Source organism: Streptosporangium album (assembly GCF_014203795.1).
GTDB lineage: Bacteria > Actinomycetota > Actinomycetes > Streptosporangiales > Streptosporangiaceae > Streptosporangium > Streptosporangium album.
The window spans coordinates 2,665,756-2,679,967 of record NZ_JACHJU010000001.1 but is presented as its reverse complement, the minus strand read 5'-3'; the positions used below and the strand labels follow the sequence as shown (position 1 = coordinate 2,679,967).

General features: G+C 68.9%; 11 protein-coding genes. 10 read left to right on the top strand and 1 reads right to left on the bottom strand.

What is annotated here, in order from left to right; translation table 11 throughout:
- Positions 1 to 329: 329 nt before the first annotated feature.
- From FHR32_RS12655 to FHR32_RS12640, 4 genes are all read left to right on the top strand, one after another.
- A complete protein-coding gene (locus FHR32_RS12655) occupies positions 330 to 2,123 on the top strand; it encodes a DUF305 domain-containing protein (RefSeq protein ID WP_184754483.1) in 1,794 nt (597 codons plus the stop codon).
- Positions 2,124 to 2,376: 253 nt separating this feature from the next.
- Entirely contained in the window at positions 2,377 to 3,987 is a 1,611-nt protein-coding gene (locus tag FHR32_RS12650; RefSeq protein ID WP_184754482.1) for an ABC-F family ATP-binding cassette domain-containing protein, read from the top strand.
- Positions 3,988 to 4,050: 63 nt separating this feature from the next.
- The gene (locus tag FHR32_RS12645) at positions 4,051 to 4,851 is read left to right on the top strand and encodes a hypothetical protein (RefSeq protein WP_184754481.1); all 801 of its coding nucleotides are present in this window, start codon (positions 4,051 to 4,053) and stop codon (positions 4,849 to 4,851) included.
- 422 nt (positions 4,852 to 5,273) lie between these two features.
- Positions 5,274 to 6,575: a C40 family peptidase gene (locus FHR32_RS12640; RefSeq protein ID WP_184754480.1), complete on the top strand. Its 1,302-nt coding sequence runs from the start codon at positions 5,274 to 5,276 to the stop codon at positions 6,573 to 6,575.
- Positions 6,576 to 6,578: 3 nt separating this feature from the next.
- On the opposite strand, the gene FHR32_RS12635 is transcribed toward FHR32_RS12640, so the two are convergent.
- Positions 6,579 to 7,067, bottom strand: a complete 489-nt coding sequence (locus FHR32_RS12635; protein ID WP_184754479.1) for an inorganic diphosphatase — start codon at positions 7,065 to 7,067, stop codon at positions 6,579 to 6,581.
- Between the two features lie 104 nt (positions 7,068 to 7,171).
- On the opposite strand from FHR32_RS12635, the gene dacB reads away from it, so the two are divergent.
- The 6 genes from dacB to folE all read left to right on the top strand — a co-directional run bounded on the left by dacB (position 7,172) and on the right by folE (position 14,181).
- Positions 7,172 to 8,554: a D-alanyl-D-alanine carboxypeptidase/D-alanyl-D-alanine endopeptidase gene (gene dacB, locus FHR32_RS12630; RefSeq protein ID WP_184754478.1), complete on the top strand. Its 1,383-nt coding sequence runs from the start codon at positions 7,172 to 7,174 to the stop codon at positions 8,552 to 8,554.
- Between the two features lie 52 nt (positions 8,555 to 8,606).
- Complete coding sequence (locus tag FHR32_RS12625; RefSeq protein WP_184756501.1) at positions 8,607 to 9,737, top strand: Rv3626c family coenzyme F420 biosynthesis-associated protein; 1,131 nt, start codon at positions 8,607 to 8,609, stop codon at positions 9,735 to 9,737.
- Between the two features lie 15 nt (positions 9,738 to 9,752).
- Positions 9,753 to 10,775: a tRNA lysidine(34) synthetase TilS gene (tilS, locus tag FHR32_RS12620; RefSeq protein ID WP_425584220.1), complete on the top strand. Its 1,023-nt coding sequence runs from the start codon at positions 9,753 to 9,755 to the stop codon at positions 10,773 to 10,775.
- 11 nt (positions 10,776 to 10,786) lie between these two features.
- Complete coding sequence (gene hpt / locus FHR32_RS12615; RefSeq protein WP_312882294.1) at positions 10,787 to 11,344, top strand: hypoxanthine phosphoribosyltransferase; 558 nt, start codon at positions 10,787 to 10,789, stop codon at positions 11,342 to 11,344.
- Between the two features lie 282 nt (positions 11,345 to 11,626).
- Positions 11,627 to 13,597 (top strand): ATP-dependent zinc metalloprotease FtsH, encoded by a 1,971-nt coding sequence (ftsH, locus tag FHR32_RS12610; RefSeq protein WP_184754476.1) that lies wholly within the window; start codon positions 11,627 to 11,629, stop codon positions 13,595 to 13,597.
- A gap of 2 nt (positions 13,598 to 13,599) precedes the next feature.
- The gene (gene folE / locus FHR32_RS12605; protein ID WP_184754475.1) at positions 13,600 to 14,181 is read left to right on the top strand and encodes a GTP cyclohydrolase I FolE; all 582 of its coding nucleotides are present in this window, start codon (positions 13,600 to 13,602) and stop codon (positions 14,179 to 14,181) included.
- The last annotated feature ends 31 nt before the right edge of the window (positions 14,182 to 14,212 follow it).

The window sequence follows — 14,212 nt, the reverse complement described above, 5'->3', positions numbered from 1 at the left end:
TCACGAGCACCATGATTCAGTAAGTGATCGCTGATATGGATCGCCCTGTGGCCGCCCGCGGCCACCGGAAGGGTCCGTTATCCCCGATGATGCGCTCGCGTATCGGACGCACACCGGCCGCACATACAACTCGGGCGACGACGCCGAGGCCCCGGACAAGCCGCTCGCCGAGATCGAGACCGGTTTTATCGGCATCCCACACGCCGTCCTGAACACCGCGTGCGACGCCCTCCACGCCGATCACACCGACATGCCGCTGACGCCCGAGACGGCATGGCGGGCACTTCAGCACCGCTGAGGACCGCTCTCCGCATGGAAATGGAGTTTAGATGGCGACCATTCTGCAGCGGCTGTGCGTTCTCGGCACAGCGGTGTTCTGCTCTTTCGGCATGGTCGCGTGCGGAGTGCAGCCGCACACGTCTCACGTGGATGGGGAGTCAGCGTTCGCGCGGGAGATGGCCACGAGCATGAAACGGATGAACGACGGCATGACCGCCGCGGCGATGACCGGCGATCCCGATCATGACTTCTCCGCCATGATGATCCCGCACCATCAGGGCGCCGTCGACATGGCCAGGGCAGAGCTGATACACGGTAGCGACCCGGTTCTGCGACGGCTGGCTCAAGAGATCATCGTCACCCAGCAGCAGGAAATCGATGTCATGCGCCGCCGACTGGCGGTATCGCGATCGACAGCATCGCCCCCCGGCACTCCGCAAGCCACCGCACCGCAGCCGACCGCCTCGCCCGCCCGGAGCGCGGCCGAACCGATACCCGTCACCAGCCAGGATCGGGTCTACACCGCCGACCAGACCTCGAACACCGTTTCCGTGATCGATCCCAGCTCGAATAGGCTGCTGGGCGTCATTCGCCTCGGCGACATCGTGCCCGGCGCGCTGAGCCCGTTGTACAAAGGCCAGTTGCTCGTGCACGGAATGGGGTTCTCACCCGACCACCGGACCCTGGCGGTGGTGTCCATCGGGTCCAACTCGGTCACTCTGATCGACACGGCGACCAACACCGTCAAAGGCGTCGTCTACATCGGCCGCTCGCCGCACGAGGCGTTCTTCACGCCCGACGGCAGGGAGGTCTGGGCGACAGTCCGTGGTGAGAACTACGTCTCCGTGATCGATCCGGTGAAGATGAGCGAGACACGCCGGGTGGAGACCGCCAACGGGCCCGGCATGGTGCTGTTCCACCCGGACGGACGGTATGCCTACGTGCCCTCCAGCTTCACTCCCGAAGTGAACGTGGTGGACACGCGGACGTATAAGGTCGTCGCCCGCGTCCCACAGGCCAGCCCGTTCTCGCCGAATCTGGCCGTGAGCCGGGACGGGACGGAGGTGTGGTTCACGCTCAAGGACTCCGGCAAGACGCAGGTGATGAGCGGCGAGCCGCCCTTCCGCATCCTTGCCACACTGGACACCGGCCCCATCACCAACCACGTCACCACCGTGGACAACGTCAACGGCAAGTTCGCCTACGTGACGGTGGGCGGGGAGAACACCGTGAAGGTCTATCGCCGAGGCGAAAGCCCGAAGCTGGTCGCCACCATCCCCGTCGGCGACCTGCCCCACGGCGTCTGGGGATCCGGCGACGGGACGCGGGTCTACGTCGGCCTGGAGAACCGGGACGCGGTCACGGCGATCGACACGCTCACGAACAAGGTCCTCACGACGATTCCCATCGGTCAGCAGCCGCAGGCACTCGTTTACGTCCCGCAGGCCGTGCCCTCCGGCGCCGGTACGTCCAATCTGGTGCCGCTGGGTAGGGCTGGCAAGGCCAGTCACCTCTTCCTGGCAGCCCCGGAAGGAGGCCGGGGACACGCGACGGTTTCCCTCAATTCGATGGGCCCGCTGGACACGTTGCAAATCGCGGTGTCGGGCCTGGATCCGCAGAAGGGCTACACGCTCTGGCTGGTGTCCTCCCGAACCGAGCCATTCGAGCGGAAGGAAGCGCTCGCCACATTCAAGACGAACGTGGCCGGGGCGCAGGTCGCTCAGGCCATCGGCCCGTTGAGAGAGGCTCTCACGCCCGAGAACGCGCAACGGGACCACCAGAGGTACCTGCTGGTCACCGAAGAGGGCAGCGACACGCCGGTACTCGTCCAGAAGACTCCCTGAACCTGAATCCACCGAGTCGATTCTGATCCGAATGCCCTGAAACGCGAGGCGGTGCCCTCCGATGCCGTCCGGGGACTTCAACGCAGGCGCCGCCTGGCTGACCTGCGCCGCCATCTCATCTGCGTCCCGGCACGGGTCGCCCGCCACGGCCGCGGGCATCTCACCCTGCACCTGCCGTACCCGGCGGAAATCGGGATGCCCGTCGGTGAAATCGGCGGGTACGCTGCGCGGGGACCTTTGGAGGGGAATCGTCGTGGCGCACGTTGAGGTCGGGCATCTGACATATGTACTGCCGGATGGGCGGCCGTTGCTGGACGACGTGTCCTTCCGGATCGGCGAGGGGGTCAAGGCCGCGCTCGTCGGGCCCAACGGAGCGGGCAAGACGACGTTGATGCGGCTGATCGCGGGGGATCTGCAGCCGGTCGACGGGAGCGTCGCCAGCTCCGGCGGCCTGGGGGTCATGCGCCAGTTCATCGGGAGCATCCGTGACGGCCGGACGGTGCACGACCTGCTGGTCAGCGTCGCCCCGCAGCGCGTACGGCAGGCGGCCGAGCGACTCGACGCCGCCGAGCTCGTGATGATGGAGCGCGAGGACGAGAGAGCCCAGATGCGCTACGCGCAGGCCATCACCGACTACTCCGACGCGGGCGGCTACGACATCGAGGTGCTCTGGGACACCTGCACGATGGCCGCGCTCGGCATGCCGTACGACGACTGCAAATACCGTGAGGTCACCACGCTGTCGGGCGGTGAGCAGAAGCGGCTGGTGCTGGAGGCGCTGCTGCGGGGGCCGGACCAGACGCTGCTGCTGGACGAGCCGGACAACTATCTGGACGTGCCGGGCAAGCTCTGGTTGGAGCAGGTCCTGCGGGAGACGCCCAAGACGGTGGTGCTGGTCAGTCACGACCGGCAGCTCCTGGCCAACGCGGCCGACCGGATCGTCACCGTCGAGTCCGGCAACGTCTGGATCCACGGCGGGGGGTTCACCACCTACGCCCAGGCCCGCAGGGACCGCAACGAGCGCCTCGACGAGCTGAAGAAACGCTGGGACGAGGAGCACGCCAAGATCAAACGTCTGGTCCTCATGCTCAAGCAGAAGGCCAAGTACATGGACACCATGGCCGCCGCCTACCACTCGGCCCAGACCAGGCTGCGCAGGTTCGAGGAGGCCGGGCCGCCGGAGGCGGCGCCCAAGGAGCAGTTCATCAACATGAGGCTCAAGGGCGGCCGGACCGCCAAGCGGGCGGTGATCTGCGAGGGGCTGGAGCTCACCGGCCTCATGAAGCCGTTCGACCTGGAGGTCTGGTACGGCGAGCGGGTCGCGGTGCTGGGCTCCAACGGCTCCGGCAAGTCACACTTCCTGCGTCTCGTCGCCGGGGAGGACGTCCGGCACACCGGCGTGTCCAGGCTCGGTTCCCGGGTCGTCCCCGGCCACTTCGCGCAGACCCACGCCCGCCCCGAGCTCGTCGGCCGGACGCCCTGCGAGATCGTCATGACCGAGCACGCCCGGCTGAAGAACGAGGCGATGAAGGTGCTGTCCCGCTACGAGCTGGCCGGGACCATCGCCGAGCAGCGGTTCGAGACGCTGTCGGGTGGGCAGCAGGCGAGGCTGCAGATCCTGCTGCTCGAACTGTCCGGCACCACGCTGCTCCTGCTGGACGAGCCGACCGACAACCTCGACCTGGCCAGCGCCGAAGCGCTGCAGGAGGGGCTCAACGCCTTCGACGGCACCGTGGTCGCGGTCACCCACGACCGCTGGTTCGCCGACGACTTCGACCGCTATCTCGTCTTCGGCGCGGATGGAAAAGTATACGAATCGCCCGAACCGGTCTGGGATGAGACCAGGGTGGTCCGTCCGCGTTAAAGAGTCCGCCCGACCTGGGCGTGTCCGCTGGAGAGGGGCGCGTTCCCGGGTTATCACCACTAGGTGACGTACAGCACCCGAATCGTCGGCGTCCTCGCCCTGGTCCTCCTCGCTGGATGCTCCAGCCCCGAGCAGGAGCGGGTCGCCGCGCTCAAGCCGCTCTCGGTTGTGGAGGAGGCATCCTCCATTCTCAAGGGAGATGACGGATATGTGGTGAACTGGGCGGGGGTGCTGTCCAACAGCAACCCGTGGCACTTCGGTGAGCACGTGGTGGCCACGGTGACCGCCAAGGACGCCGGGGGCAAGGAGGTCGTCCGGCTGGAACAGCCACTGGACGCCGTGCCGCCCGCCGGATCACTCTCCTTCACCGGCCAGGTGATCGCCACCGAGAAGCCGGCCAAGGTGAGCATCCAGTACCGCCCGGCCGAGTGGCGCCTGGCGGGCCGGATCGTCTCGGCCTTCACGTCGTTCCCCATCTCGGACGTGCTGACCGAGCGTAAGACCGACAGCTACCTGATCACCGGATACGTCGGCACGCCGTACCGGCTGCCGGCCAGCAGCCTCGCGGTCACCGCACTCCTGCGGGACAAGAGCGGCAAGCTGCTCGGCGGCGGTAGCACGTTCGTGGACGACGTCCGGGTGGGTGACAAACGCCGCTTCATCATGAACATCGAGAGCGTCCCGGACACCAAGAAGATCGCCAAGGCCGATCTGGTCGCACGCACCTGGGGATCGAGCAGCCGCCCCTACGAGGAACTGGCCATGGGAGGCGTCGTCCAGCCGCGTACGGTCAAGCCGACCACCCCTCCGTTCGCCAAGGACCGGGGGGGCCAGACCGTCGCGGCCGGTGACGTCCGGCCGTAACCGTGCCTCCCGCGCATGCCGTACGGAGGCGTCGTCACCGTGCCCCGATCCGTTCCGTACGGCGGGCCGGCCGTGCCCGTCATCGGAGGGCGACCGGCCGCCCCCTCCATCGCGGTCACCGTCTCCGCCCGGCAGGGGATCCCTCTTGGCCGAAGCCTTGACGGGATGCCGCCCGGCGCGCCGGGGCTCCGTTCGACCGAGCATCCGTCACGGTCCGTGACCGATGCCGGCGACCGCGTTGTCAGGGAGTTACCCGGCCAGCTCCAGCCAGAACCGGAGACATGACCGAAAAGCGCCCCCACCTGTATTGATCACGTTATGTGAGTTACATGTGTGCGAAGAGTGACTAACGGGAATCCTGAGTTAGATCACTCGTCACGGAATGACATGTAACGACATGTGGTGTTTCAGGAGGTAAAGGAATGCAGTCCGTTGAAAGATGCGGTCGCACCGGCGTGGTGGTCGCGGGTCTGGTCTGCTGCCTGGTCACCGGAGTGGCCGTCCCTGCCGTCGCCATGCGGGACCGGCTGGGCCCCTCGCGTGAGGAGGTCGCCAGAGCCCGGTCAAAGGCCGTCGAACGGAGTAAACAGTTGGGCGAGACCAGAGCCCTCCTGGTGAGGGCGCGGACCACACTCGGGCGACTGTCCGGCGAGGCCAGGAAGCTGGTCGAGGTGTACAACCGCGAGCGGATCAAGGCGGCCCGGGCCGAAGAGCTCCTCCGGAAGGCGAGAGATCCGATCGTCGCCGCCGGAGCCGCGGGGGCCCGCCAGGCGGTGACACTCCCCGTCCAGGGCGGAGGCATCGCCGCGATCCCGTTCCAGCCGGGCGACAGGGCGTCCGTGATCCCGGTCCAGGCCGCCGGTACCGCCTCCCTCCAGGACGGCGAGATGGCCGTGACCCCCTTCCAGGAAAGCGGAGAGGCGGCCATGAGCCCCGTCCAGACGGCGGTGGGCGTCGTCCCCCCGCAGGCCGCCTCGGTGAGCGCCCAGAGCGCGGTGAGCGACCTCCAGGCCCGGCTGCTCCAGGCGGAGATCGCCTACGGCGCGCAGCGGGAAGCGGTGGAACGGGCGGCCGCGGCCAGGAAGGCGGCCGAGGAGGCCGTGGCGGGGCAGACCGCGGAGATCGAGCGGATCGTGGCGGAGAAGGCGCGGCTGAAAAGGCAGACGAGGGCGGACACGAGCACCGCCGACCGGATCGTCGCCAGGCGGCAGGCCGTACGCAAGTGGTCCAAGGCCGCCCGTCAGCGCGCCCGGCTGGGGAAGCGGCGGAGCGCGGCGGTCGCGAGGAAGAGAGCCAGATTCGTGGCGGCGCGCGGGGAGACCGGATCGGTCCGGCCGCTCCACGCGACCTGGCAGGCCGCCCGGGGCGACATCGCCGCCGACTGGGCGCTCACCCAGCTCGACAAGCCCTACGTGTGGGCGGCCACCGGCCCACTCGGCTACGACTGTTCGGGTCTGACCATGCAGGCGTGGGCCCGGGCCGGGGTCAGGATCGACCACTGGACGGGCACCCAGTGGACCTCCGGGCAGCATGTGCAGATCACCCGGCTCCGCCGCGGCGACCTGCTGTTCTTCGGCACGGGAGCCCGAAGCCCGGGTGACATCTCCCACGTGGGGATCTACATCGGCAGGGGTCTGATGGTGCACGCCCCGCAGACCGGGGACGTGGTGCGGGTCGCGCCGATATGGCGCGGAGACCTCGTCGGCGCGACCCGTCCGGTGTGATGCTCAGTGCTCGTGTTCCTTGGCACGCTCGCCGGAGCGGACGATCTCCTCCTCGGCCTCGACCCGGCCCACCCAGTTGGCGCCCTCGACGGACTTGCCGGGCTCCAGGTCCTTGTAGACCTCGAAGAAGTGCTGGATCTCCAGGCGGTCGAACTCCGGCACGTGGTGGATGTCGCGGATGTGCTCCATCCGGGGGTCCGTGGCGGGGACGCACAGGACCTTGTCGTCGCCGCCCTTCTCGTCGGTCATGCGGAACATGCCGACGGCGCGACACTTGATCAGGCAGCCGGGGAAGGTCGGCTCCTGGAGCAGCACCAGGGCGTCGAGGGGGTCGCCGTCCTCACCGAGGGTGTTCTCGATGAAGCCGTAGTCGGCGGGGTACTGCGTGGAGGTGAAGAGCATCCGGTCGAGCCTGATCCGCCCGCTCTCGTGGTCCACCTCATACTTGTTCCGTTGCCCCTTGGGAATCTCAACGAGAACGTCGAACTCCACCGCTGTTCCTCCGCTCAAGCCCTCCGGGCACCCCCGGCTGGGCATTAGTGTCTCGTAAGCGCTAATACCTGTTGAATACCTATTGATGAGAGGTCGGCGACGTCATGCTGCGCGAGCGGTGGGTGGCCTTGGTCACTCTCGTCTTGCTGCAACTTTTCGTCGTCGCGGCCGGGGCCCACCTCCTTACCAGCGATCTGCTGGTCGAGAAGGCGCCCGGATCGGCCACTCCCGCGAAGCCGCCTCCCGTCCCGGTCGTCACCGCGGGTCCGGTGCTGGTCGCAGGGGGAAACGGACCTCTCCCCGCCAAGGGTACTTTGGCGGGGAGGCTCACCGAGGCGTTGGGGGACCCCGCGCTGGGCGGGCACGTCGGCGCCGCGGTCCTCGACGTGGAGACCGGCGCCATGCTGTTCGGCAGCGGCGCGGACGACGGCATCACCCCGGCCTCCACCACGAAACTCGCCACCACGGTCGCCTCGCTCGCCTCTCTGGGGCCGGACGCCCGGCTCCGCACCCGCGTGGTCCGGGGGGCCGCCCCCGGCTCGATCGTCCTGGTCGGCGGGGGTGACCCCACCCTGACGGCCCGCAGGCCGCCCGCGGTCCCCGTCTACCCCCAGCCGGCCTCGCTCGCCTCCCTCGCCCTGCGGACGGCCAGGGCACTGAAGGCCGCGGGGACCACCAAGGTCACGGTGTCCTACGACGACGGCCTCTACACCGGGCCGTCCATCGCCCCCACGTGGAAGCCCAACTATGTGCCCGACGGCGAGGCCGCCCCCGTCACGGCGCTCATGGTCGACGAGGGCAGGGTCGCCCCCGGCAGCCGCCAGCGGGTCTCCGACCCCTCCCGCGCCGCGTACACCGCCTTCGTCTCGCTGCTGTCGAAGTACGGCGTCACGGTCTCCAAGTCCGGCGGCCGGTCCAAGGCGCCCGCCACCGCCCAGGAGATCGCCCGGGTCGAATCCGCGCCCGTCTACGCCCTGGCCGAGCGGACGCTGACACTGAGCGACAACGACATGGCGGAGGCCCTGGCCAGGCAGGTGGCCATCAAGGAGGGCAGGCCCGCCTCCTTCGAGGGAGCGGCCGCGGCCGTCCGCCAGGTGCTGACGCGGCTGAAGGCGGCCCAGGGCGTGCAGGTCTTCGACGGCAGCGGCCTGTCGCCCAAGAACCGCATCGCCCCTGCGGGCCTGGCCCGCCTGCTGGCGGTGGCGGCCTCCCCGGCGAACCCCCGCCTGCACCCGATCGTCACCGGCATGCCCATCGCCGGGTTCACCGGCACCCTCGGTCACCGGTTCGGCAAGAACGACGCGGTCCACGGCCTGATCCGCGCCAAGACCGGCACCCTCAACGGGGTCAGCACGCTGGCCGGCATGACGACCACGAGGGACGGCCGGCTGGTGACGTTCGCCTTCATGGCCGATGACGTCCCACCTGGCTGGGGGAAGGCGGAGGCGGCCCTCGACAGGCTCGCCGCCGCCGTCGCCGCGAGTTGATCAGCGCGCTCGGAGCGCGCGACTCGGAAGGAGAGCACGTACGGTGGACGGTATGCAGGTGATCGACTGGGATCTCGCCGTAACGACCGGAACGCGCCTGGTGCGCCCCGGACCGCAAGTGAGCCGAGAGGAGGCCCGGCAGGCGGTCGCAGAATTGCGACAGCTCTCCCGCGAGGCCGAAGGGCATGTCCGCGAGTTCACCCGGATCGACACCGATACCGCGCCGGAGCCCGCCACCATCGTCGACCGGCCCGGCTGGATCAAGGCCAACATCGAGGGCTTCCGGGTGGTCCTGGAGCCGCTGACCGAGCGGATGGCCGCGCGCAGGGACCAGGCGCCGGCGATCGTGTCCGCGGTGGGCGCACGCATCACCGGGGTCGAGGTCGGCGCGGTGCTGGCCTTCCTCGCCTCCCGCGTCCTCGGGCAGTATGAGCTGTTCCTGCCGCCCGATCCCACGGGCCAGGCGGCCGTCGGCCGTCTCACCCTGGTCGCGCCCAACATCGTGCACGCGGAGCAGGAGCTCAACGTCCATCCGCGTGACTTCCGCCTCTGGGTCTGCCTGCACGAGGAGACCCACCGTGTGCAGTTCACCGGAGTCCCCTGGCTGCGCGACTACGTCCGCTCCCAGATGACCGAGTTCCTGCTCGCCTCCGACATGGACCTGCCGGTGCTGCTGGACCGGCTCCGTTCGGCCGCCGACGCGGTCGCCGACGCCGTCCGGGGCGGCGAGGGCAACCTGATCGACGCGATTCAGACCCCCGAGCAGAGGGAGATCCTAGACCGGATCACCGCGGTGATGACCCTGGTCGAGGGCCACGGCGACTACGTCATGGACGCGGTCGGCCCCTCGGTGGTCCCCTCGGTCGCCGACATCCGGGCCAAGTTCCACCACCGCAGGGAGGGGGGATCCCGCCTCGACCGCACGGTCCGCAAGCTGCTCGGCCTCGACCTCAAGATGAAGCAGTACGCCGAGGGATCCGCCTTCGTCCGCACCGTCGTCGACCGCGTGGGCATGGACGGCTTCAACAAGGTCTGGGCCTCTCCCGAGACGCTCCCCATCCAGGACGAGATCAGCCATCCCGACCGCTGGATCGGCAGGGTGATCGGCGGCCCGGCCCTTCCCACGGCCCCGACCGGCGATGCGGCCGGCAGCGCGACCGAGGCCGGCGGCACCACGGGCTGAGGCGGAGGCGGGACAATGGCGGGCATGGGTCCGCCTCCCGCCGTCGCCGATGTCCGCCGGGCCGTACGGCACGCCCTGGACGATGTGAAGTCCGGCGCCCTCGTGCTGGTCGCCTGCAGCGGCGGTGCCGACTCCCTGGCACTCGCGGCCGCGCTGGGGTTCGTGGCGCCCCGCGCCGGGCTCCGCGCCGGCCTGCTGACGGTCGACCACGGTCTCCAGCCGGGCTCCGCCGGCCAGGCCGCCGAGGTCGTGGGACTCGCGCCCGCCCTCGGGCTCGACCCCGCCGAGCCGCTGAGCGTCTCCGTGGGGACCTCCGGCGGACCTGAGGCGGCGGCCAGGCAGGCACGGTACGCAGCGCTGTCGGAGGCCGCCGGCAGGCTCGGGGCGGCGGCCGTGCTTCTCGGCCACACCAGGGACGACCAGGCCGAGACCGTGCTGCTCCGGCTGGCCCGGGGGAGCGGGACGCGGTCGCTGGCGGGGATGCCCGCGCGGGCGGGCCTCTACCGTCGCCCGCTGCTGGAGCTCGGCCGCAGGACGACCGTGGCGGCCTGCGCGGCCCTCGGGCTCTCCCCGTGGGACGACCCGCACAACCTCGACCCCCGGTACACCCGTGTCCGGGTCCGTGATCGGCTGCTGCCCGCCCTTGAGGACGAGCTCGGTCCCGGGGTCGCCGAGGCGCTCGCCCGGACCGCGGCCCTGTGCCGGGACGACGCCGACGCCCTCGACGGCTGGGCCGGTGCCGTCTACGCGCGGGCGGTCGTCGCCGATTCAGCTTTAAGCGATATCGGGGCGGTGGCGGTGGCGGTGGCGGAGCTGGAGAACCTGCCCGCCGCGGTACGGCGGCGGGTGCTGCGGCGGGCGGCGATCGAGGCCGGAGCCCCGCCGGGCACGCTCGCCGCGTCACACATTCTCCAGGTGGACCGGCTGGTCACCGACTGGCACGGCCAGCGGCGGGTGGAGGTCCCCGGGGGGGTTGGGGCGGTCCGCCGGTATGGCACCCTGATACTCGCCAGACAGTCAGTCAGCCCCGTCTCGTAAGGAAATCCCAGGTGGACGCAGCCGACATGGGCAAGGACCTCTCGAAGGTCCTCATCCCGGAGGAAGAGCTCCAGGCCAAGATCAAGGAGATCGCGAGCCGGATCGATGAGGATTACGCGGGCAAGGACCTGCTGATCGTGGGGGTCCTCAAGGGGGCGGTCATGGTCATGGCCGACCTGGCCAGGGCGCTGCACGTGCCGGTTCAGATGGACTGGATGGCTGTCTCGTCCTACGGCGCGGGCACCAAGTCCTCGGGTGTCGTGCGCGTTCTGAAGGACCTGGACACCGACATCGCCGGCCGCCACGTGCTGGTCGTCGAGGACATCATCGACTCCGGTCTGACCCTGTCGTGGCTGGTCCACAACCTGAAGTCGCGGAATCCGGCCTCGGTGGAGATCTGCGCCGCGCTGCGCAAGCCGGACGCGGTCAAGGTGCCGATCGATGTGAAGTACATCGGTTTCGACATCCCGAACGAGTTCGTCATCGGTTACGGCCTCGACTACGCAGAGCGATACCGCAACCTTCCTTTCATCGGCACCCTCGCCCCGCACGTGTATGGAGCGGGCTGAAAAGTACGCCCTGCGCGAAGCCTGCCGTCCGCAGGAGGCGACATTGCTCATAGCGGCAGGGAACACCGGCCTACTTGACGTACGTTGGTAGGGCAAAGCCGGTAACGCCCGGGCAGTTACTCTGCACGGCACGCCGGTGTACCTTCGGACTCCAAAGAGATGACCTTCAGGGGAATCTCTGGGGAGTCAGTTGGAGCGGTTAGGGATACCGCGAACCCCGGGTTCGCCCGGGGTGCCAGGCCTTGGTCAGGAAGGGACGGGCCCGCCGGGGTTCCGCATCGGATGGATCTCAAGCGATTTACACGTGGGCCACTGCTGTGGATCCTGGGCATCGTCGTGCTGCTCCTGCTCGTCACCACGATGTGGAGCGGCGACGGCAACTACGAGAAGACCGACACCTCGAAGATCGTCAGTTTGATCGAAGAGGGCAAGGTCTCCAACGCCACGATCATCGACAAGGACCAGCGCATCCAGGTCACCACGACCGACGGCAAGCGCTACTACTCCTCGTGGGTGGCGGGTCAGGGCGTTCAGCTCGCCGACCGGCTCCAGGCCGCCGCCAAGGCGGAGAAGCTGAGCAAGGGCTACACCGTCGACGTGCCGAGGGAGAACTTCCTCATCGGCCTCCTGGTGAGCTTCCTGCCGATCGTCATCATCGTGCTGATCTTCCTGTTCGTCATGAACCAGATGCAGGGCGGCGGCTCCCGAGTGATGAACTTCGGGAAGTCGAAGGCCAAGCTCATCACCAAGGACACGCCGAAGACCACCTTCGCCGACGTCGCGGGCGCCGACGAGGCCATCGAGGAGCTCCAGGAGATCAAGGAGTTCCTGCAGGCCCCGGCCAAGTTCCAGGCGATCGGTGCGAAGATTCCCAAGGGCGTCCTGCTCTACGGCCCGCCGGGAACCGGCAAGACCCTGCTCGCCAGGGCCGTCGCCGGTGAGGCCGGTGTGCCGTTCTACTCGATCTCCGGCTCCGACTTCGTCGAGATGTTCGTCGGCGTCGGCGCCTCGCGTGTCCGCGACCTGTTCGAGCAGGCCAAGACGAACGCGCCGGCGATCATCTTCATCGACGAGATCGACGCGGTGGGCCGCCACCGCGGCGCCGGTCTCGGCGGCGGGCACGACGAGCGCGAGCAGACGCTGAACCAGCTCCTCGTCGAGATGGACGGCTTCGACGTGAAGGGCGGCGTGATCCTGATCGCCGCGACCAACCGGCCCGACATCCTGGACCCGGCGCTGCTCCGCCCGGGCCGCTTCGACCGGCAGGTCACCGTCGACCGCCCCGACCTGGAGGGCCGCAAGGGCATCCTCCGGGTGCACGGCCGCGGCAAGCCGTTCGCCGAGGGCGTCGACCTCGACGTCATCGCCCGCCGGACGCCCGGCTTCACCGGTGCGGACCTGGCCAACGTGATCAACGAGGCCGCGCTGCTCACCGCCCGTGCGGACCAGAAGCTGATCTCGATGGAGATGCTCGAGGAGTCGATCGACCGGGTGATGGCGGGGCCGGAGCGCAAGTCCCGCGTCATGTCGGACCAGGAGAAGAAGATCATCGCGTACCACGAGGGCGGTCACGCCCTGGTCGCCCACGCGCTGCCCAACTCCGACCCGGTTCACAAGATCACGATTCTGTCCCGCGGCCGCGCCCTCGGTTACACGATGACGCTGCCGATGGAGGACAAGTTCCTGGCGACCCGCTCGGAGATGCTGGACCAGCTCGCGATGCTGCTGGGCGGCCGGACGGCGGAGGAGCTCGTCTTCCACGAGCCCACCACCGGTGCCTCCAACGACATCGAGAAGGCCACCTCCATCGCCCGCCGCATGGTCACCGAGTACGGCATGAGCGAGCAGCTCGGCGCCCGTAAGTTCGGCAGCGGCAACGCCGAGGTCTTCCTCGGCCGTGAGATGGGCCACGAGCGCGACTACTCCGAGAAGGTCGCCTCAACGATCGACGAGGAGGTGCGCCGGCTGATCGAGTCCGGCCACGACCAGGCCTGGGAGATCCTCGTCGAATACCGTGACGTCCTGGACAACCTCGTGCTGGAGCTCATGGAGAAGGAGACGCTCTCCCGCGACCAGGTGCTGCAGATCTTCGCGCCGGTGGTCGTCAGGGAGAAGCGCCCCTCCTACTCCGGTTACGGCAAGCGGCTCCCCTCGGACCGCCCGCCGATCCTGACCCCGAAGGAGCAGTCCGGCAACGGCGCGCTCCCCGCGGGTACGGGCCACGTGGACTCCGTGCCCAGGGACGGTAACTGAGCGTGAGTGTGAAGCCGTTAGAGGTCGACTCGGCCCGGATCGAGAAGGCCGTTCGCGAGATCCTGATCGCGATCGGTGAGGATCCGGACCGGGACGGCCTGCAGGAAACCCCGGCCCGCGTCGCCCGCGCCTACGCGGAGCAGTTCGCCGGGCTGGGGCAGACCCCGGAAGACGTGCTGACCACGGTCTTCGACGTCGATCACGACGAGATGGTGCTCGTCCGCGACATCGAGGTCTACTCCACCTGTGAGCATCACCTGGTGCCGTTCCACGGTGTCGCCCACGTCGGCTACATCCCGAACGAGAAGGGTCAGGTCACCGGCCTGTCCAAGCTCGCCCGCCTCATCGACGTCTACGCCCGCCGTCCTCAGGTGCAGGAGCGGATGACCTCCCAGGTCGCCGACGCGCTCATGAGGGTGCTGGAGCCCCGGGGTGTCATCGTCGTGGTCGAGTGCGAGCACCTCTGCATGACCATGCGCGGTGTCCGCAAGCCCGGCGCCAAGACCATCACCTCGGCCGTGCGCGGTGATTTCCGCAAGAGCGACAAGACCCGCGCCGAAGCGATGGCGCTCATCCTCCGCTGAATCCGAGCTGAGCCCTTGCCCGCAGGTATCC

Coding starts and splice junctions, on each gene's coding strand:
- FHR32_RS12655 (WP_184754483.1), top strand. CDS start 330: ATGGCGACCATTCTGCAGCGGCTGTGCGTTCTCGGCACAGCGGTGTTC.
- FHR32_RS12640 (WP_184754480.1), top strand. CDS start 5,274: ATGCAGTCCGTTGAAAGATGCGGTCGCACCGGCGTGGTGGTCGCGGGT.
- dacB (WP_184754478.1), top strand. CDS start 7,172: ATGCTGCGCGAGCGGTGGGTGGCCTTGGTCACTCTCGTCTTGCTGCAA.
- FHR32_RS12625 (WP_184756501.1), top strand. CDS start 8,607: ATGCAGGTGATCGACTGGGATCTCGCCGTAACGACCGGAACGCGCCTG.
- tilS (WP_425584220.1), top strand. CDS start 9,753: ATGGCGGGCATGGGTCCGCCTCCCGCCGTCGCCGATGTCCGCCGGGCC.
- ftsH (WP_184754476.1), top strand. CDS start 11,627: ATGGATCTCAAGCGATTTACACGTGGGCCACTGCTGTGGATCCTGGGC.